Genomic DNA, 19,267 nt, shown 5'->3' with positions numbered 1-19,267 from the left:
TTCCCTCCCGGCTGGTCGTCAACGCGACGCCAGCTCCATGATTTTGACTTGGTCGGCTTCCGCGCGGTCCAGGATTCCTGTGACCCGACCTTCATGCAGCACGACAATCCTGTCGCTCATACCGAGCACCTCTGGCATCTCCGACGAGATCATGATGATTGCCACCCCCTGGCCTGCGAGTTGCGAGATCAGGCGGTGGATCTCGGCTTTTGCACCGACGTCGATGCCACGAGTGGGTTCGTCGAGGATCAGAATTTTCGGATTGGTCATCAGCCACCGACAGATCAGCACCTTCTGCTGATTGCCGCCGGAAAGGTTGATGATAGGTTCGTTCATATCAGGTGTGCGCACGCGAAGCCGGTTGGCCATATCGGATGCTGCCTTGGTCAATTCCTGCTGTTGGACAAAGCCGAAATTCACGTATCGCTGCTGGAGCACCGCCATCTGGGCGTTCTCCTGAATATTGAGGAGAAGGAAGCAGCCTGTTTCCTTGCGATCCTCGGTGAGAAAAGCCATGCCATGGCTCATGGCGACCGAAGGCGACGAGACCTGCACCGGCTTGCCGAAGAGTTCGATTACTCCTGCGTCTGCAGGCGTCACACCAAAGATAGTTTCGGCAACATTTGAGCGGCCGGAGCCGACGAGACCTGCAAAACCTAAGATCTCACCCGCCCGAAGATCGAATGACACATCGCGGAAAACGCCATTGAGAGTGAGGCTTTTCGCAGAAAGGACGACCTCGCCGATTTTGGCCGGCTCCTTTGGAAACATCTGGGTGATCTCACGTCTCACCATCATACGGATGATGTCGTCGCGCGTCACATCTGCAGAGTTACAGGTCGCAATGTACTTGCCATCGCGGAATACAGAGAACTCGTCGGCAATCTCGAAGAGCTCATTCATCTTGTGTGTGATGTAGATGATGCCTTTTCCATCCTCGCGAAGCGACCGGATAATGCGGAAAAGGTGGTTGACCTCCTTCTCGGTCAGGGCTGATGTCGGCTCGTCCATGATGAGGACGTCGGAATCAAACGAAACGGCCTTTGCAATTTCGACCATCTGCCGACTGGCAACACTAAGCTTCCCAACCTTGACTTCCGGATCGATGTCGATGCCGAGACGGTCGAAGAGTGCCGCCGTGCGACCGTTCATCTCCGCGTGGTCAACGAAGCCGAAACGGCTCAGAGGCTCCCGTCCAATCCAGATGTTTTCGGAGACCGTCATGGGTGCCATCAGGTTCAGCTCCTGATGGATCATCGCAATGCCGTTCTGTAGGGCATCGAGCGGGTTCTTGAGACGAATATCAACGCCGCGCAACTTGAAGCTGCCGCTGTCTGGCGTGTAGATCCCGGCAAGGATCTTCATTAAGGTCGACTTGCCAGCGCCATTTTCCCCCATAAGGGCATGCACCGTGCCGCGTCGCAGCTTTAGCTGCACATCGTCGAGTGCAACGACGCCCGGGAATTCTTTCCGCACATCTGAGACCTCAAGCAGGTATTCACTATGTGGAACGGCCCCGCTGGCCCGTACGGCCTGCATTGTCTGCGGGCTCAATGCCTGTGTTCGTGCCATCTCGGCTCCTCCCCGAATGACAGACCCGCCGCCTTGATGACGGCGGGCCTCTTCATCCTTGCATCAGTTCTTGGTGACGAACTGATCCATGTTCTCAGGTGTCACGAGCTGGAACGGGATCCAGACCTTCGCATCAACCTTGTCGCCCTTGGCGAGCTTGATGGCAGCATCGACTGCACCAGCACCCTGGCCGAAAGCGTCCTGGAAGACGGTGACATCGAGATCGCCAGCCTTCATGTAGGCGAGTGCCTCTTGAGTGGCATCGATACCGGCTACCACAACATCATCCATGCTCCAGCCGGCGGCCTTCATGGCATTGATGGCGCCGATCGCCATATTGTCGTTGTTGGCGATGACTGCAGCCGGCTGATGGCCCGCGGCAATCCAGTTGGTCATCAGGTCCTGCGCCTTGACCGGATCCCAGACTGCCGTCTGTTCATCGAGGATCTTCATGCCGGAGCACTCAGGCGTTGCGATGACATCGTGGATATCCTTGGTACGCTGGACGGCGGCCTGGTTGGCGAGGTCGCCGACCATGACAAGAATGTCGCCCTTACCGCCGAGGATACGGCAGACTTCCTTGGTTTGCAGCGTACCGGATTCGACTTCGTCTGATGCAACGAAAGCGCCCTTGGGACCTAGTGCGTCAACGTCAGACGGCATGCGGTTGACGTAAACGATCGGAATCCCGGCATCGTTGGCAAGCTTGGTCATCGGAGCGGTCGCCGACGTGTCGACGGCGTTGACAATGATTGCGTCGACCTTGGATGCAATGAAGTTTTGGATCTGCGAAAGCTGCTTCTGGACGTCGTCATCGGCGATTTCGATCTGAACAGGCTGGCTTGCGTCACCAGCAGCCTTCTCGATGCCTTTGCGCAGGACAGTCAGGAAGGTGTCAGAGTTTGCCATGGAAACACCGATATTGCCTGCCATCGCGCTCGACGCCATCAGCACGCCCAGAAGGGCACCTGCTACGATTTTCTTCATTTGTCATTCCTCCACATGTTGTGCGGTGCCCGGCAACACCCCTTAAAGCCGGCACGCCTCCTTCCCGGAGGCAACTCGCCCGAGCGCCCAACTCCTCCTGAGAGCCCGGGGATCTGGTCAGAGCGTCTTCTTCACGAATTCCATGCTGCCCTTGATGAGCCCGACAGTGTCGGAGGCGGCATGGACCGATGGAGAGAATGGCTCGAAGGAGAATGAGCCTGCGTAACCTTGGGCCAACAATGCGCGGATCTGGACAACATTGCCGAGACGATCCGAGTCTGTGACCATCACGCGATGAGGGTCTCGCATTTCATCCACGCTGACCTGAGCGTCGTCGACGCCTGAGATATGCACGAGCCCGGTCATCGCTGGGAATATCTCATGCTCGCCTGCGAGCACATGGTGGAAGGTGTCGTGCACAAGCCGGAAGCGATCAACGCCGTCGATAGCGTCGATGGCATCGACTGCTTCCTTCTTGGAGCGCAAAGAACAGATCTGGAAGCCTAGCGGCTCAACGAGGCCAATGATGCCGGCCTGCTCTAGAATCGGCTTCAGCGCCTTCAGTGCCACGCGCAGGTTACCCTGGCGCTCACCTTCAAGCTTGCCGGAGCCATCATTGACTGGGACCAGAACGAGTGCTTTAGCTCCGCATGCGGCGGCGTAAGTCGCGAGGCTGCGCGCCTCTTCCTCGCGCGCTGGCGTCCATTCGTTGAAACGCTGAAGGGCGTTAATGGAAATGATTTCCGCACCCTCTGCTGCGGCCAGCTCTCGTACCTGGTAAGGCGAGGTCCCGTCTAGAATGGCATTGCCTGAAAGGTCGTTGCGGATCTCAAACTGGTGGATGCCAAGAGTTTTGCCAAGCTTGAAAAAAGTGCCAAGCGGCACCTGTGGCGCAACCATGTGGTTGAGCGCGAAAGTGGGCGCAGCCATGAAATTCTCCCGAAGTGTCTGGCGGCCCCTGGTTCCTCCTCAGGGCCCGCTGACGTCGAAATCATCAGGTTTCATGACGTTCGTCAAAGAAGAAATGGATGCATTCTATTTCATTTATGATAGAATTTGCTAATTGGCATGATGGAATTCTATCTTTCCTAAATATTCTCGGGAACGTAGAGCTCTAGGGGAAGGAACGTTTGCCCGGGGGCAGTCGCTGGACCGCTGTCCACGGCCTCCACCATCAACTGAACCAGTTCACGGCAAAGGTTTGCAAGCGGCGTGGCGATCGCCATTGTCACGATTTCATCTGCAAGTGCGGCACGGGAGATCGGCGTCAGCTCGTTGACCACAACCATGTGCTTTCCGCCGAGCCTTTCTTCCCTGATAGCGGAGATCGCGCCTTCCATGCCGCCGCCTGCAACGTAGAAGCCTACCAGATCGGGGTGGCGCAGCAGCAGATCGAGCGTTGCCTCATGCGTGATCTGTACGGTCTCCAGGTTTACAAGCGTATCGAGAACCTCGAAGTCAGGGGCATGTTCGCGAAAGTAGGAGCGAAAACCAATCTCACGCAGCTCGTGCCCGTGAAACCGGTGACTGCCAACGAACACAGCCACTTTACCTGGCTTCTTCGCGGTCTTGGCAATCATCCAGGCTGCCGTTCGCCCGGCTTTCCGGTTGTTCAGACCGACATATCCTTCCCGGATGCCCGACGCAAAGTCGGACAGCAGCGAGAACACCGGAACGCCTTTCGCCTTCAGTTCCTCGACGACAACCGACAGTGCAGGATAGTCAGGCGCCGTCATTGCGACGGCCTGATTCCGTCCGCCCACCTCACGAAGCTTGTCTGCCAGTTCAGAGGGTGTCTGGGATGTGCAGAAATCGATCTGCGCGACACCCCGTATTCCAGGATGGTTCTGCACAGCGATCTCAATCTCGCGCGCGAATGCCTGGTAGAAATGATGATCCGGCTTCTGCAGGACGAAACCCAACTTGTACTGAGGCAGTCCCTCGAACACTCGCTGCCTGAGCAAGCCGACTGCATGGAAGCCGATTTCGTTTGCTGCGTCGTAAACCCGCCTTGCGGTATCTTCCCGCACTTTGTGTCGACCGTTCAGGACACGGTCGACAGTCGCAACGCTTAAGCCTGCCGCTTTTGCGAGGTCGGCAATAGTGGGCCGCGATGCCATATCCGCTCCTTTCTGAGGTCATTCTATCATTGATCGATACCAGTATGATGTGAAATGATAGAATATATCAAGGCCCCATTGAGTAGATCGAAATCCGCGATATTCCTTCTGGCATTCGTCGAGCGAAGTTGTCCGGCCAGAACCGGACAGGCAGGAGGAAATCGTGACGAGCACAGAAAGCAAGAGAGATTACAGCCTACTGGGACGTGATGCCCAGGCTGCGGTTGCCAATGGGCTTTCGGCGGCCGAGTGGTATCACACCGACGTTCCCCGCAAGCAGATGAAGGAATTGATGAAGCGGGAGGATGGCCCGGCTATCCGCGACACTGCGATCTGGCTCGGCGCCATGATCGTCTTCGGCGGCCTTGGCATTTATTTCTGGGGCAGCCTTTGGGCGGTACCATTCTTCCTCGCATATGGCGTTCTCTATGGGTCGGCATCAGACAGTCGCTGGCACGAATGCGGTCATGGCACGGCCTTCAAGACGGTGTGGATGAATAACGTCGTCTACCAGATCGCCTGCTTCATGATTATGCGCAACCCGGTCACCTGGCGTTGGAGCCATACCCGGCATCACACCGATACCGTAATAGTTGGTCGAGACCCGGAAATCGCCGTCATGCGTCCGCCGGATCTTGTGCGGCTGGTCTTGAACTTCTTCGGCCTGCTCGATGCCTGGCATGCTGTGATCGACATGGTTCGTAATGCCTTCGGGGTGATCAGCGCTGAGGAAAAGACGTTCGTTCCTGAAAGCGAACAGCCGAAGGCCATCCGGGTCGCACGCATCTGGCTGGTGATCTATCTCGCGACGGGAGCACTCGCTGTCTACCTGGGATCGATCCTGCCCTTCATGCTGATTGGCCTGCCGCGTCTCTACGGCGCCTGGCATCACGTGATGACAGGCCTGCTGCAGCATGGTGGCCTTGCGGACAATGTCATCGATCATCGGCTCAACAGCCGGACCGTCTACATGAACCCGATCAGTCGGTTCATTTACTGGAACATGAATTACCACGTCGAACACCACATGTTTCCGATGGTGCCCTATCACGCGCTGCCCAAGCTGCACGCCATGATCAAGGATGACCTGCCAGCGCCGAACCCGTCGATCCTTCATGGCTATCGCGAGATGATCCCGGCCTTCCTGCGCCAGCTCCGCAATGAGGATTACTTCCTCAAACGGCAACTGCCGCCGACCGCCAAGCCATATCGCGAAGACTTTCATGGCGAGGCTATGGCCCCGGCGGCCGAATAAACGGGCTGGCTTTCACGAATTGAGTATGGGGAGGAGAACCCAATGAGCAATTGGATTGACGTCTGCGCGGCGGACGAAATCGACGAAGAAGATGTTGTACGCTTCGACCACGAGGGAAAGAGCTTCGCTGTCTATCGCAGCCCGGAGGACACATACCATGCAACCGACGGTCACTGCACCCATGAGCATGTACATCTGGCAGATGGTCTGGTGATGAACGACATCATTGAATGTCCGAAACACAACGGCCGCTTCAACTACAAGACGGGCGAGGCCAAGGGCGCTCCCGTTTGCGTCAACCTGAAGACCTATCCTGTGAAGGTCGAAGGCGGTCGCGTGCTGATCCAGGTTGGCTGACATGGCCACCTCCGGCATGGTCATTGTTGGCGCGGGCGAAGCGGGTGTCCGCGCCGCCTTTGCCTTACGCGAACAAGGATATCAGGGGACGATCAGCCTCATCGGAGATGAGTCTCATTTGCCGTATGAGCGACCGCCCCTGTCAAAGGCGGGAGCAGAGGCCGAAAGCGTACGAGCAATCGTTGCAGAGGCCCGATTTGCCGAAGCGGGAATTCTGTACCGCCGCGGGTCTCGAGTTTGCGCCATCGAGCGCGCCGCGCACTCAGTGCTTTTCGAAGGCGGCGAAGCGCTTGCTTATGAGCGACTGCTTTTGGCAACCGGGGCTTCGCCACGGAAGCTTCCCAGTCTGAGCTATGGGAAACGCATTCACACCTTACGGACTGTCGAGCAGGCTGCAGCCATCCGTGGTGCGATGCGGCAGGGCCAAAACCTCGCCATCTTAGGCGGAGGCTTTATCGGCTTGGAACTTGCAGCCATGGGCCGGAAGCTTGGAGCCATGGTAACCCTTATCGAAATGCAGCCGCGTGTGCTAATGCGCGGTGTGCCAGAACGGCTGGCTCTGGCACTCCAGGCTCGCCACGAGGAAGAGGGCGTCAACATTGTCTGTGGCGTGGGGGTCAAGGGCATCTTTGAGGACCAAGCGCGTGTGATCATTGCACTCGTCGACGGACGGCATATCCACGCTGATGCACTGGTGGTAGGGATTGGCACAGAGCCTAATACCGCTCTGGCCGGACAAGCCGGGCTTGCCCTCGAAAACGGCATTGCTGTCGATGATCATCTGCGCACGGATGATCCTGACATTTTCGCCGCCGGTGACTGCTGTTCCTTTCCTGCTGCAGTTTATGGCGGCCGACGCGTTAGGCTCGAATCCTGGAGAAACGCTCAGGAGCAGGGCAGTGCGGCCGCGGCCAACATGCTCGGCAAGGCCGAAGCTTTCGACGCCGTGCCATGGTTCTGGTCGGATCAATATGACTTGACGCTGCAGGTGGCCGGGTTGGCCGATGGCGCCGTTTCCACCGTTGCTCGTCCCTTGTCCGAGGACGCGGAGATCCTCTTTCACCTCGATGGTGATGGAAGACTTCTCGCAGCCAGCGGCCTTGGCCGAGGAGGCGCCGTTGCCCGCGATATCCGGCTCGCTGAGATGCTGATCGCACGGCGGGCACATCCGGATCCAGCAGCGCTAATTGACCCTGCTACCAAGCTCAAATCCCTTTTGTAGGCGCCAAGCGCCAGAGGAAGATCCATGAAATTGAAACGTCCCACTGTCGCTGACATCCTGGCACTCAAGGGCAAGCGGCAATTGAGCATGTTGCGGGTTGTCACGCTCGAAGAGGCAGAGGCTGCTGAAAAGGCCGGGATCGAAATGGTCTCCGTTCCCCCGGCCTTGCTCGGACCAGCCTTCCGCGAAGCGGCCCCGACGGTGTTTGCTGTTCCTGGCCTGGAATACGGCGACTTCATCACCACGGAGGAGTATCTCCGAGCCGCCTTCCAGGCGATGCGAGCGGGCGGCGATGCCGTCTATTGCGCAGCCAGCCTCGGCATTATTCGCAGGCTGCGTGACGAAGGCATCCCGGTCTGCAGTCATGTCGGCCTTATCCCGTCGAAGGCAACCTGGACCGGCGGCTTCAAGGCTGTCGGCAAAACGGCCGAGAGCGCGCTTTCGATATGGCATGCCGTGAAGGCTTTGGAAGAGGCGGGGGCCTTCGCCGCCGAAATCGAAGTGGTCCCGGCTGATGTTGCAGCACTGATCAGCTCGAACACCTCGCTGTTCATGATTTCCATGGGCGCGGGCGCTGGCTGTGATGCGCAGTATCTTTTCGCCGACGACGTGCTCGGACAAACCCGTGGCCACGTTCCCCGTCATGCCAAGATATACCGCAATTTTGCAGCGGAGTATGAGCGCCTTCAGCAAGAGCGGATCGCTGCTTTCCAGGAATTTCGTCAGGACGTCGAAAGCGGTGCCTATCCGGCTGATCGACACAATGTCGGTGTGCCGGCCGACGAACTTGCCCGCTTCAACACCATGATCAACGGCTGACCGAGCCGATAGGAGAGAAGACCATGACTGTAAACTTCGCCCTTCTGGGCGCGGGCCGTATCGGCCGTGTCCATGCCAAGGCCGTGAGCAGCAATCCAGATGCGAAGCTGGTCGCCGTGGCCGATGCTTTTCCGGCCGCCGCCCAATCAATCGCGGCTCAGTATGGCGCAGAGGTTCGCACCATCGATGAAATCGAGGCGGCCCGCGACATCCATGCAGTAATCATCTGCACACCGACAGATACCCATGCCGATCTGATCGAAAGGTTTGCGAGGGCCGGCAAGGCCATCTTCTGCGAGAAGCCAGTTGACCTGGACACAGCCCGCGTCAAAGCGTGTATCGACGTCGTCAAGAAGACAGACGCCAAGCTGATGGTTGGCTTCAACCGCCGCTTCGATCCGCATTTCATGGCGGTTAAGCAGGCGATAGACGACGGCCGTATCGGGAAGGTCGAGATGATTACCATCACGTCCCGCGATCCCGGTCCTCCGCCGCTCGACTATATCGGCCGTTCTGGCGGCATCTTCCGTGATATGACGATCCACGATTTCGATATGGCGCGCTTCCTGCTGGATGGTGAAGAGATCGCGTCTGTCTCCGCTCACGCTGCTGTTCTGGTTGACCCTGCCATTGGCGCTGCAGGAGACTACGACAGTGTGACCGTAATCCTCGAGACGGTCACCGGGCGCCAAGCCGTGATTTCGAACTCGAGACGCGCCACATATGGCTACGACCAGCGCATCGAAGTTCACGGCTCAGTGGGTTCGGCCAGCGCGGAAAACCAGCGCCCAATCTCGATTGAGGTTGCAACTACTGAAGGCTACACCCGCCCGCCACTGCACGACTTCTTCATGACCCGCTACACCGAAGCTTACGCCAATGAAATCGCCGGGTTCATTGCTGCGATCGAATGCGGAGCGTTGATCTCGCCTAGCGGTGAAGATGGCCTGCTCGCACTTCAGCTTGCCGACGCCGCACTGGAGAGCGTTCGGACCGGCCGACGTATCACCTTGGCGTAAAGTCGCTCGGGCGAGCGTTCAAAGGTCTGGCTCTTTTATAAGCCGGGGCCGGACCTGCTGCACTGGCGAATTGGTTATGCAGTCGGGGCGGACAACACCCGTCACCTAAAGCTCATTACGAATACAGCGGGTCCCCAGCCAATTTTCGCGAGACCCGTTTCGAAACGACGGATGGACTGAAAAACAGCAGCCGGAATTGCTCAAGTTGTTGAGAAGGCGTCGCTTTTTTCTGTGAGAAATGATCGCTGATCTTAGCGTAAAACCGACTAAATATGGCCCGCCTGGAGAACCTGGGTTTTCACATAATTTCAAAGGCGTAACAAAATAGCTTCTGATTCTCTTCTGTTTTCCTGTCGCGAGCGACCGTGGATGCCATCTTTGTGCCCTGGCTTTGGGCCGACGTCAACATCACGAAAGAGCGGCAATTATTTCCGCTCAGGAACGCTAACCCGAAGGTGAGGCGAGCATGTTCTCATGGCAGCTTTGCGCCTTCTCTTTTGGCCTTTGGGCACATTCTGTCGTTAGCCCGAAACCTGCCGGTCCGCTCGCCTAGTCTGCAAAGCGCCAAAAGAAGCCGGATCATGCCCCTAGGGAACGGCGGCTTCGTAAAAGCTTCACTGCAGGATGCACCGATATCTGGTAGATTCGCATGCCGAACAGGGATGATTTCATGGCAAGACAAGACCGAGAGACGCATTGGCAAGGGGTATACACTACCACGTCTGATACCGAGGTCAGTTGGTATGAAGAGACCCCGGACCTATCGATGACGCTGCTGCATGAAGCGGGACTGATACCAGGAATGTCAGTAATCGACATTGGTGGTGGTGCGTCGCGGTTGGTCGATGCGCTAGTGGACGCCGGCCAGGCCCACGTTAGCGTCCTTGATCTTTCCAGCGCGGCCCTCGAGGCAGTCAAGTCGCGACTGGCAGACACGGCTCATGTGCAATGGTTTGTATCGGATGTGACCGTATGGACGCCTGACCGCGAGTACGATCTCTGGCATGATCGGGCGGCCTTCCATTTTCTGACAACAGCCGCCGATCAGCAAGCCTATGTTCGCGTGCTGGCACGGGCTCTCAAAGTCGGTGGCAAGGCCGTGATTGGCACCTTCGCAATGGATGGGCCAGAGAAATGCAGCGGCTTGCCTGTTACCCGTTACGGTCCGGAGAGCTTGCAAGCTGTTCTCGGCGAACAGTTTAGGCTGGTTACGACGCGACGGCATGAACACACAACCCCATGGGGGACGGTGCAGAAATTCCAGTTTAGCACTTTTGAGAAGGTCGGAGGCCAAACGTCTCGCCATCAGCTTTGATCCCATAACGACAGTCCGCTTCGGGCCGAAAAGAGTCGTTCGCTGCACTCTGGAAGAACGGCAGCGATGCGCCTTCCAATAGGCCGTTGAGCAGAACACAGCAGAATCCCAAGACCCGCCATTCAGTCGAACAAGTTGCAAATCTCCCGCTAACGCTCTGCCAGCCGGAATCCTTCCTATCTTCAAGGGTTTTGTTCTGACGCTTTCTTCGCGTGCCAGAGCCTAAGAGGCCTGTCATCCCGCCTGAGTCCAATAAGGATAAGCTTTACTCCGTTTGTTGAATCATAGTCGCGCGATGATCTGTATTTCCAAAACTCCAAATTGAAAACGAGTTGCTTATCTAGGACCGACAACGTCGCAGCAAGCCAATCGGCTGAGGCCAACAGAATTTCGTTAGGTATTGCCAAGTTGTATGACCCCAGCGTTTCGGTTATCGAGACGACATGAGATTGCCGAGCACTTTCCCCCGTCTGAAGGGGTTTCGTTTTCCGCGTGCAGTTGTCGCTTATGCGGTCTGGGCCTATCATCGGTTTGCTCTGAGCCCGGCCGATGTGGAAGACCTTCTTTCTGAACGCGGCGTTATTGTGAGCAGGGAAACGGTTCGTCTCTGGATCAACCGCTTTGGCCGACATTTTGCCGACTGCATTCGCAGAGACCGGCCCAAGCCAAACGATAAGTGGCATATGGATGAGGCCGTCATCGCGATAAGTGGAAAGAAATTCTGGCTCTGGCGGGCCATTGACGCCGATGGTGACCTACTCGACATTCTGGTTCAAGCTCGCCGCAACACCAAGGCTGCCAAGCGCTTTTTCTCCAGACTGGTCAAGGAATTCGGTGAACCGCGTGTCGTCGTGACGGACAAGCTGCGCAGCTACATAAAGCCGATACAAAATATGGCCTCGGATGCTGATCATCGAGCCCACAAGGGTCGGAATAACAGAATTGAAAACGCACACCGCCAGACCAGGAAGCGATAAAAGATCATCGGGCGGTTCAAATCGCTTCGTCAAGCCCAACGCTTCTTGTCAGCCCACGATCAGATAAACACCATCTTTCGTCCCCGCCGATACAACCTTTCAGCTCTCTCATATCGCCACGCACGGGCGAATGCCTTCTGCCTGTGGGCCGACTACATGGCAGAAATGGCGGCTTGAAAAAGCAGGGGCCGCGCTGCCTTGCATCCAATGACTAACAACTTGGCAATACCCCGCATGGATCTGCTTTGTCGACTGACGCGGCGCACGCGCAATATCAAAGGACCTATCAGATCATAGGCCAGGTGTCAGAAATCCTGTAACCACCAGGGAACGGATCCGAGGGATCCACCATCAGTTGTTTCGTTCCTATGATCCAGGCACGGCCTGAAACAATCGGGACGATCGCAGGCGTACCATTGACCTCCTCCAGCTTGTCTATCGAGCAGTGGAACTCCGTGTCAAGGATGGAAATACCAGTGAACCTATCGCCCACCTTCATCTGACCCTTCGCGTGCAACACGGCCATACGTGCCGAACATCCTGTTCCGGTCGGGGATCGATCAATTTTGCCGGGGCGGATTGCAACCGCGTTCTTCCCATTCAAGACGCCATCCTTTTCGAAGACAGGGTCCGTGAACTGGCAAAACGAGATGTGATTCCAGTCGTTCAACGGATGCTTGAATCCGACCTGCTCATTGGCGGCGCTGGTGATGCGCATTCCGGTCTCTGCCAGATCGCGTGCCATATCAGGCTGAATGGCAAGGCCAATCGAGGTGGCATCGACGATCACGAAGCTGTCGCCACCATAGGCAATATCAACCGTGATCGTACCAAGACCTAACACCTCGATCTTTGCGTCGAGCGCTGAGGCAAAGGACGGCACGTTGCGCACTGAAATTCTCTCGGCCTTGCCGTTGCGACATTCGGCCTCGACCTCGATCAGCCCACCTGGCGGTTCAAGGATCATTCGTGTCACAGGCTCCTGCATCGGAATGATGCCGGTATCGAGAAGTACCGTAGATACGCAGATCGAGTTCGAGCCTGACATGGGAGGCGTGTCAGCCGGCTCCATTATAATCCAACCCATCTGGGCGCGGGGATCCTTGGGTGGCACAAGCAGGTTTACATGGCGAAACACGCCTCCGCGCGGTTCATTCAGCACAAAATTGCGCAAGGTTTGATCCGCTTCGATCCATCTGGCCTGGTCCCAGACGGTCGCACCGGGTGGAGGCGCGACACCGCCGACAATCACATCACCAACCTCGCCTTCCGCATGGCAGCTGACGACGTGGACAACTCTCGATGTGCGCATTCCAATTTCTCCATATCGTATACGATATTCGATTTCGGAAGCTTATCGCTTCTCTCGTCCGGGTCAAGACTTCTATTTGTGCGGCAGTATCTGTGATATCCGGATCGTGCTAACGCTGCTCTTCTTGGGGCTGGTGGCAAATGACATCCAAAAACGGCAAAGACTCATGCCCCTGATTGATCAGAAACTTCCCGACCTTGGCTCCGCTCCAACCGCTTCCGACCTTATTCTGAAACATCTGAGAACCCTAATCGTTGATGGAACGCTCGATGAAGGCGAGCCCATACGTCAGGACGAAATTGCAGGTATGTTCAATGTCTCGAAGATACCGGTGCGAGAAGCATTGAAGAGACTGGAGGCGGAAGGGCTGGTTGCGTTCAGACGCAACAGGGGCGCTGTCGTGACGGCCCTTTCAGAGCCAGAGATAGTTGAGATGTTTGAGGTTCGAGCGATCCTGGAGGCGAGCGCCATCAGGTTTTCTGTACCGCATTTGTCGGAAAGCAGACTATCTGAAGCACAGGAGCTGTGCGACGCTTTCGCCAATGAAACGGACGCCAGCAAATGGGCAGATTTGAACTGGCGCTTTCATTCGTGTTTATATGAAGACGCTCAACGTCCCTATCTTGTCGGTATGATCCGCTCGGTAAACGACAGACTTGAGCGATATCTGCGCATTCAGCTATCGCTTTCTCATGGTCAGTCCGTTGCAGATCGTGAACACCGAGACATCTTGTCCTTGTGCCGAGCAGGCCATGCCGACGGTGCTGCTGATCTCGTTTACGCTCACATACTGGGAGCCTGCCATTCCTTGATGACCCATCTGCCGCCCCAGACAAAAAGAGATGACCCATGAAGGGTTAAAAACAAGGGGTTGCGTATCGTCACCCTCCTGGGTCCGATCTGCTCTGCACTGGTCGTGATCTCCTGCTCGAAGGCATAGGCGATCAATGCGTTCGCACACAACTGTTAACACTCACGGCTTTGAGGGCGGCCACCGGCAAAGGTCGGCCCTAGATAAAGGTAGCCTTTGGACGGGCCACGCCCGGTTCATGTTGAAGGGTTTAGTCTCCATTCGGTTGCAGAACAACCATAGACACTCCTGAAGGATCTGGAGAAATGAGAGACGTTGACATAGCCCACAGCAAGGGCGATCTCGATCAGCGGCACCTTGGTATTGGTTAGCAGATGGCTGGCTCGCTCCAACCTGATGCGACGGTAAACGGCCGACGGTGTCGTCTGTATCTCAGCAACGAACAGGCGTTCCAACTGACGCCGCGACAGGCCAACTGCACTAGCGAGGACGTTGATTGACAAGACGTCCTCAACATTCTGCTCCATCATCAGTACAACGGTCCGGATTCGTGGATCTTCACACTCGATCGAGAGTGGCCGACGCGGTTGAACAGCAAAGCGCGTTCGGGCTTGGTCGATCTGGAGGACCTCCATCGCATTTCGTTCAGCCGACGGGCCGATGTGCCGACGTACGATATGTGCTGCCATGTCTGCTGCCGCACTCCCGCCGGCACAAGATCCACGTAACCGGTCCAGACGGTAGATCCGGTCCGCTCGGACTGCAAGTGCGGGAAACCGCTCGCGAAAGTCATGGTAATGGAGCCAACTGACACAGGTCTCGTGTTCGCTCATCAGTCCCGCCTCAGCGAGAATGAAAGTGCCTGTGCAAACTCCAAGCAAAGGGATCTTGCGTGAAGCGGCAAGCCTTAAGTAATTCAGTGTCTCGTCATCAACCGGATCTTCCCGGTCGAGCAGGCCACCGACGACCACGATGTAGTCAAACTGCGTTGGCTCAACCAAGCCCGAAGTCGGTGCCACCCGTATTCCACAACTCGAGCGGATCAGATTGCCCCGACTGCTCAACACCTGCCAATCCGCAAAACGTCGTCCAGATCGGTCGGCTTCATCGCTGGCCAAGCGCAAGGTGTCGACGAAAAGCGAAAAAGCAGAGAGCGTGAAGGATCTTGCCAGAATAAAAGCAACATTCAATCTTTCGGCCATATGTGCCGCCTTTTCGGCTTCACCGCGCATTTCCAGATACCTTCCGCTTTTAGCTAATACTTGGCCGCCCGCTGATCAATCATTGACGACCATGCAAAACAGGCTGGTATGTTAAAACTCTGAAAAATCTGCTAGAAACTCAATTCCGGGCGGAAATCATGCGAGGGTCGGGTAAAAAACGTTAATACAAGTGTCTGCCGTTTGGAAGAAGGATCAATTTCCAAGCAGTGCGGGAAAAAACAACGATCTTTTTGGCTCTTCTCCACGGTTCAGCTTTACCGCTGAGAGTGAAGCAGGTGTCGTGCCCGGAAATTTTAAGTTCAGTAACAGTCAAAGCGGACCAGACGTCATCAAGATACTACTAGGCCCAGATATCCCCAATCGTGTAGCCTTCAGGGAAGGGATCATCATGATCAAGAACAAGCGTGTTCAAGCCGTAGATCCACGCCGTTCCGGTGATTGTCGGAATGACGGCTGGTCTGTCGTGAAGGGTGACGCTCTCTAAAAGTCTGCCAGTGAAAACATTGCCCAGAATGCCTTGGTGGCGGAACTCACGATCTAGGGGCAACTCTCCCTTGGCGTGCAGAACAGCCATTTTGGCACATGTGCCGGTCCCGCAAGGACAGCGATCAATAGCTCCTGTCCATGTTGCGGGGTTATCCCAGTCTAGCGGTCCCGTTGCCATCGTTACCGCATTCTTCCAATCCGCCCTCGGGTCGTCGCTTGGCCCGGATAATTGCGAAATGGTGATTCCTACACCTGGATAGTCTGGATGAGCCACCGGCAGTTGCTCGGCAGCGGCGTGCCTAATCATCGCTGAAACCCGAGCGATTTCACGGCCGTGTTCGGGAATGAGTTCCAACCCCTCGAACTGACGCACATCCGCAATGACATAGAACATTCCGCCCCATCCCACGTCGACGCGAACCTCCCCGAGGTGCGGAACATGGATGACAGCATCAAGGTGGGCGGCAAAAGCGGGAACGTTTCGGAAAGTGACGCCTTTGACCTTTCCACTTTCGCACTCAGCTCGAATTCGTATAAGGCCAGCGGGAGCTTCCAAGACGAGATCAGTGAATGGTTCGGTCATGGGTAACATGCCCATTTCCAGGAGCACGGTGACTACCGAAATGGTGTTCCCGCCCGACATGACCGGATATTCCACCTGCTCCAGAATGATGTAGCCGGCATCGGCGCCGGGGTCACTTGGAGGTACGATGATATTGCAGCAATGGGCCGGGTAGCCACGCGGCTCACGGAGCAAAAGCTTGCGCAATGGATCATCGTTCTCGCGCAACCAATGCATCTTCTCATAGACCGTTCCACCAGGAATATGCGGAATGCCGCCCGTGACAACACGCATCGGTATCCCGGCGTGGGCATCGACGGCTTGGACGGTTCGCTTGAATGCCATGGTCTTACGTCTCCTTGGTCGGGGGGTGTTATAAGCAACGGAGCCGGGCTATTCTTCCCGTGCCTTCCATTCCTTCCAGCGCAGCACAAGATTGGCGCCGATTTCGCGCAAGGGCTGCGGCGGCAGGCGAGTGGGGCGGGGTTCTCTGGTGAAGTGGCTCGTGATCATGCTGGTTTCTCCGCAGGCGAGTTCTGCAGCTGCGATGCCTGTAAGCGTACCTCGCACTGTACCAAGCCCGTTCTGTATGCATCCAGAGTAGATGCCGTCCTCAAGCTGACGAGCAACCGCCACGCCATTCATCGTGAGGCAAAGATGACCGGACCAACTATATTCCATTGCCATGCCTGCGAGCTGTGGGAAGCGGACGTCAAACTTTCGCTGCATGATCCTTGCAGCGCGGGTAAGGTCGGAAGGCCTGACAACACAATTTGATCTCAACACGGCACAAGTGCGCGTCACGATCCGATTACCTCCCTGGGCGGTGTCGATTCGACGCACTGTCGTCCCCATGGGGTCAGACGGTGTGATGCCCCAGCGCGGCCTTCCGCCGAGGCGGGAGATGCTGGCACTGTCCAGCTCCGGAGTCATCACTGCAAAGAGAAACAGCTGCATCAACCGACCACGCTCAAAGCCGAAGCTCTCGAGATGGCCATTGACCGTCACGATGACGCGCCCGGTAGAGATCGACCCCTTGGTGGTGCGAACCCGCCAACCGGCGCCTTCCCGTTCAAAGCCGACAACGGGGCTGTTCTCGAAGATCCGGACGCCTTGCGCCTGCAATCCCGCACCCAGTCCACGAATGTAGCCGGCGGGTTGCAGCATGACGGTGCCGGGCGTGTACAGACCCGAGACATAATGGGAAGAGCCGGTCATCTCGCGCATCTGTTCTGGGCCCAGCAGTTCGCTGGCTTCACCGAGGGTGGCGAGATGCGCGGCATAACTTCGATTGCGTGCGTCAGCGATTGCACTGACAGCGCCATTGACCTTACCAGCACGATCAAAGAAGTTTTGATCGATGCCATATTCCTCCACCGCTTCACCGGCAAAGGCAATTGCCTTGCGGTTCAGTGCGATGATTCCTTTGTCGTCGCCGTTACCAGCATAGTCATCCGACCGCAACTCATGCGGCAGATCGATCATGAAACCGGAATTGCGACCGGCGGAACCTTCCGCCAGGCGTGCGGCCTCCAACACAGCAAGCCGGGCGTTCGGTTGCAGCTGGCGCAGGCGGCGCGCAGCCGAAAGCCCCGCAAAGCCACCGCCGATAATCACGAAATCGGCGACGTGATCTTCTTGCAGCGGCTCCGGCAATGACTGCGGGCCGAGGATGTCGTTCCAAGCAGCCGGCCCAAGCCGTGCTGGCAGTCGCTCTGCAAGGTGGCGTGTCAATCAACGGCCTCGTCTGCATCGTCGCTCAGATCGACCCAGATCGTCTTGACCTGGGTATACTGATCATGGGCATGGATACCATTATCTCGCCCCCCAAACCCACTGGCCTTGAAGCCACCGAATGGCGTGGAAATGTCCCCCTCTCCGAAGGCGTTGATGGTCACGGTTCCCGCACGGATCGACCGGGCACCACGCATGGCGCGCTTTACATTGGCCGTGAAGATCGAGGCCGCAAGCCCGTATTCGGTATCGTTGGCGAGGGAAATCGCATCATCAAAACTATCGACGGTCAAAACTGCAAGAACCGGTCCGAAGATTTCCTCCCGCACGTGGGCGGCGTCACGATCGGAGACATCGAGAATGGTCGGTTCAACAAAGCCTGCATCGGCCTTGCCACCCAGCAGAATTTTGGGACCCCAGCCAAGGTAGGAGCATACCTTGTCGTAATGAGCTTTCGAGACGAGTGCTCCCACGCGGTTGACCGGATCGAGCGGATCGCCAGCAGGCCACTCTCTGGCATGGGCAATGATGCGCTTGAGGAGCGCATCTTTCACGCCCTTCTGTACAATGAGACGAGAGGAAGCCGAGCAGTTCTCACCCATGTTCCAGAAAGCACCATTGACGATGTGAGCAGCCACGCGGTCGAGATTTTCGGCATCGTCCAGCACAACTGCAGGGTTCTTTCCACCCATCTCCAGTGTGACTTCCTTCAGGTTCGATTCCGCTGCATAGCGCAGGAAGCGGCGTCCGGTCTCCGTGGAGCCGGTGAAGGAAACCGCATCGACGTCCATATGTCGGCCAAGCGGTTCACCAACTTCGGGCCCTGCACCCGGGACCACATTGAGGACACCTGCCGGAATACCGGCTTCCATCGCAAGCTCAGCCATGCGCAAGGCAGTCATTGAGGTTTCTTCCGCCGGCTTGACGATAACGGAGCAGCCTGCTGCAAGCGCCGGGCCAATCTTCCATGCCATCATCAGCAGAGGAAAATTCCATGGCAGAACCAGGCCTACGACCCCGATCGGCTCGCGGACAATCATGGCAATGTGGTTGTCGGAAGCGGGCGACACCTGATCATAGATCTTGTCGATCAGTTCTGCGTGCCAGATTAGGCAGTTGATCGTCTCGGGAAGGTCGACCGTCTCGCAATCGAAGATGGTTTTGCCGGAATCTAGGCTCTCCAATACCGCCAGTTCGCGTGCATTCTGCCTGATCAGCTTGGCGAGCCGGATCAGAATTTCCTTGCGCTCTCGTGGGTGAAGACGCGACCAGCGTCCATCCTCGAATGAGTCTCGTGCCTTCTCGACTGCAAAGTCGACATCAGCCTTGTCGCAAGCAGCGATTTTGGCCAGAACGACGCCTGTCGCCGGATTGATGGTGTCGAAGGTCCGACCTGATTTCGCCGGGCGGAAACTGCCGTCGATGAAGGCCTGGCTCGGCAGAGACAATCCTGCGGCGATGGCCTTGTATTCCTCTTTGGTCAACAAATCGCTCAT

The 19,267-nt window shown here is 56.8% G+C and carries 16 protein-coding genes and 1 pseudogene; 8 read left to right on the top strand and 9 right to left on the bottom strand.

Features of this window, described 5'->3' with window-relative positions:
- Positions 1 to 18: 18 nt before the first annotated feature.
- From FE840_RS19595 to FE840_RS19580, 4 genes are all read right to left on the bottom strand, one after another.
- On the bottom strand, positions 19 to 1,572 hold the full coding sequence (locus tag FE840_RS19595; protein WP_138289177.1) for a sugar ABC transporter ATP-binding protein: 1,554 nt from the start codon (positions 1,570 to 1,572) through the stop codon (positions 19 to 21).
- A 63-nt stretch (positions 1,573 to 1,635) separates the two neighbouring features.
- The gene (locus tag FE840_RS19590; protein ID WP_138289178.1) at positions 1,636 to 2,559 is read right to left on the bottom strand and encodes a sugar ABC transporter substrate-binding protein; all 924 of its coding nucleotides are present in this window, start codon (positions 2,557 to 2,559) and stop codon (positions 1,636 to 1,638) included.
- 117 nt (positions 2,560 to 2,676) lie between these two features.
- A complete protein-coding gene (locus FE840_RS19585) occupies positions 2,677 to 3,489 on the bottom strand; it encodes a TIM barrel protein (RefSeq protein ID WP_138289179.1) in 813 nt (270 codons plus the stop codon).
- 158 nt (positions 3,490 to 3,647) lie between these two features.
- On the bottom strand, positions 3,648 to 4,679 hold the full coding sequence (locus tag FE840_RS19580) for a LacI family DNA-binding transcriptional regulator (protein ID WP_138289180.1): 1,032 nt from the start codon (positions 4,677 to 4,679) through the stop codon (positions 3,648 to 3,650).
- A 163-nt stretch (positions 4,680 to 4,842) separates the two neighbouring features.
- On the opposite strand from FE840_RS19580, the gene FE840_RS19575 reads away from it, so the two are divergent.
- From FE840_RS19575 to FE840_RS19545, 7 genes and pseudogenes are all read left to right on the top strand, one after another.
- On the top strand, positions 4,843 to 5,934 hold the full coding sequence (locus FE840_RS19575; RefSeq protein WP_138289181.1) for a fatty acid desaturase family protein: 1,092 nt from the start codon (positions 4,843 to 4,845) through the stop codon (positions 5,932 to 5,934).
- A gap of 42 nt (positions 5,935 to 5,976) precedes the next feature.
- A complete protein-coding gene (locus FE840_RS19570; RefSeq protein WP_138289182.1) occupies positions 5,977 to 6,291 on the top strand; it encodes a MocE family 2Fe-2S type ferredoxin in 315 nt (104 codons plus the stop codon).
- Between the two features lies 1 nt (position 6,292).
- A complete protein-coding gene (locus tag FE840_RS19565) occupies positions 6,293 to 7,513 on the top strand; it encodes an NAD(P)/FAD-dependent oxidoreductase (RefSeq protein ID WP_138289183.1) in 1,221 nt (406 codons plus the stop codon).
- 24 nt (positions 7,514 to 7,537) lie between these two features.
- Positions 7,538 to 8,332: a 3-methyl-2-oxobutanoate hydroxymethyltransferase gene (locus tag FE840_RS19560; protein ID WP_138289184.1), complete on the top strand. Its 795-nt coding sequence runs from the start codon at positions 7,538 to 7,540 to the stop codon at positions 8,330 to 8,332.
- Between the two features lie 23 nt (positions 8,333 to 8,355).
- The gene (iolG, locus tag FE840_RS19555; protein WP_138289185.1) at positions 8,356 to 9,351 is read left to right on the top strand and encodes an inositol 2-dehydrogenase; all 996 of its coding nucleotides are present in this window, start codon (positions 8,356 to 8,358) and stop codon (positions 9,349 to 9,351) included.
- Between the two features lie 670 nt (positions 9,352 to 10,021).
- Positions 10,022 to 10,666, top strand: a complete 645-nt coding sequence (locus FE840_RS19550) for a class I SAM-dependent methyltransferase (RefSeq protein WP_138289186.1) — start codon at positions 10,022 to 10,024, stop codon at positions 10,664 to 10,666.
- A 443-nt stretch (positions 10,667 to 11,109) separates the two neighbouring features.
- Positions 11,110 to 11,820: pseudogene (locus FE840_RS19545) on the top strand (IS6 family transposase).
- A 109-nt stretch (positions 11,821 to 11,929) separates the two neighbouring features.
- Here FE840_RS19545 and FE840_RS19540 read toward each other — a convergent pair.
- A complete protein-coding gene (locus FE840_RS19540; RefSeq protein ID WP_138289187.1) occupies positions 11,930 to 12,955 on the bottom strand; it encodes a trans-3-hydroxy-L-proline dehydratase in 1,026 nt (341 codons plus the stop codon).
- Between the two features lie 166 nt (positions 12,956 to 13,121).
- Here FE840_RS19540 and FE840_RS19535 point away from each other — a divergent pair, with 166 nt between their 5' ends.
- Complete coding sequence (locus FE840_RS19535; RefSeq protein ID WP_138289188.1) at positions 13,122 to 13,808, top strand: GntR family transcriptional regulator; 687 nt, start codon at positions 13,122 to 13,124, stop codon at positions 13,806 to 13,808.
- A 194-nt stretch (positions 13,809 to 14,002) separates the two neighbouring features.
- Here the strand turns inward: FE840_RS19535 and FE840_RS19530 are convergent, their stop codons facing one another.
- The 4 genes from FE840_RS19530 to FE840_RS19515 form a co-directional block, all read right to left on the bottom strand.
- Positions 14,003 to 14,998, bottom strand: a complete 996-nt coding sequence (locus tag FE840_RS19530; protein WP_138289189.1) for a GlxA family transcriptional regulator — start codon at positions 14,996 to 14,998, stop codon at positions 14,003 to 14,005.
- A 331-nt stretch (positions 14,999 to 15,329) separates the two neighbouring features.
- Complete coding sequence (locus tag FE840_RS19525; protein ID WP_138289190.1) at positions 15,330 to 16,382, bottom strand: proline racemase family protein; 1,053 nt, start codon at positions 16,380 to 16,382, stop codon at positions 15,330 to 15,332.
- A 48-nt stretch (positions 16,383 to 16,430) separates the two neighbouring features.
- Entirely contained in the window at positions 16,431 to 17,771 is a 1,341-nt protein-coding gene (locus FE840_RS19520; protein WP_138289191.1) for an NAD(P)/FAD-dependent oxidoreductase, read from the bottom strand.
- A complete protein-coding gene (locus FE840_RS19515; RefSeq protein WP_138289192.1) occupies positions 17,768 to 19,267 on the bottom strand; it encodes an aldehyde dehydrogenase in 1,500 nt (499 codons plus the stop codon). The genes FE840_RS19520 and FE840_RS19515 overlap by 4 nt, the downstream gene beginning before the upstream one ends.

This window comes from Peteryoungia desertarenae (assembly GCF_005860795.2).
Classification (GTDB): domain Bacteria; phylum Pseudomonadota; class Alphaproteobacteria; order Rhizobiales; family Rhizobiaceae; genus Allorhizobium; species Allorhizobium desertarenae.
This window is presented reverse-complemented; position numbering and strand designations above follow the sequence as displayed.

Bases quoted from the DNA above. Each gene is read 5' to 3' on its own strand.
- FE840_RS19595 (WP_138289177.1), bottom strand. From the start codon at position 1,572: ATGGCACGAACACAGGCATTGAGCCCGCAGACAATGCAGGCCGTACGG.
- FE840_RS19590 (WP_138289178.1), bottom strand. From the start codon at position 2,559: ATGAAGAAAATCGTAGCAGGTGCCCTTCTGGGCGTGCTGATGGCGTCG.
- FE840_RS19585 (WP_138289179.1), bottom strand. From the start codon at position 3,489: ATGGCTGCGCCCACTTTCGCGCTCAACCACATGGTTGCGCCACAGGTG.
- FE840_RS19580 (WP_138289180.1), bottom strand. From the start codon at position 4,679: ATGGCATCGCGGCCCACTATTGCCGACCTCGCAAAAGCGGCAGGCTTA.
- FE840_RS19570 (WP_138289182.1), top strand. From the start codon at position 5,977: ATGAGCAATTGGATTGACGTCTGCGCGGCGGACGAAATCGACGAAGAA.
- FE840_RS19565 (WP_138289183.1), top strand. From the start codon at position 6,293: ATGGCCACCTCCGGCATGGTCATTGTTGGCGCGGGCGAAGCGGGTGTC.
- FE840_RS19560 (WP_138289184.1), top strand. From the start codon at position 7,538: ATGAAATTGAAACGTCCCACTGTCGCTGACATCCTGGCACTCAAGGGC.
- iolG (WP_138289185.1), top strand. From the start codon at position 8,356: ATGACTGTAAACTTCGCCCTTCTGGGCGCGGGCCGTATCGGCCGTGTC.
- FE840_RS19550 (WP_138289186.1), top strand. From the start codon at position 10,022: ATGGCAAGACAAGACCGAGAGACGCATTGGCAAGGGGTATACACTACC.
- FE840_RS19540 (WP_138289187.1), bottom strand. From the start codon at position 12,955: ATGCGCACATCGAGAGTTGTCCACGTCGTCAGCTGCCATGCGGAAGGC.
- FE840_RS19535 (WP_138289188.1), top strand. From the start codon at position 13,122: ATGCCCCTGATTGATCAGAAACTTCCCGACCTTGGCTCCGCTCCAACC.
- FE840_RS19530 (WP_138289189.1), bottom strand. From the start codon at position 14,998: ATGCGCGGTGAAGCCGAAAAGGCGGCACATATGGCCGAAAGATTGAAT.
- FE840_RS19525 (WP_138289190.1), bottom strand. From the start codon at position 16,382: ATGGCATTCAAGCGAACCGTCCAAGCCGTCGATGCCCACGCCGGGATA.
- FE840_RS19515 (WP_138289192.1), bottom strand. From the start codon at position 19,267: ATGAGCGATTTGTTGACCAAAGAGGAATACAAGGCCATCGCCGCAGGA.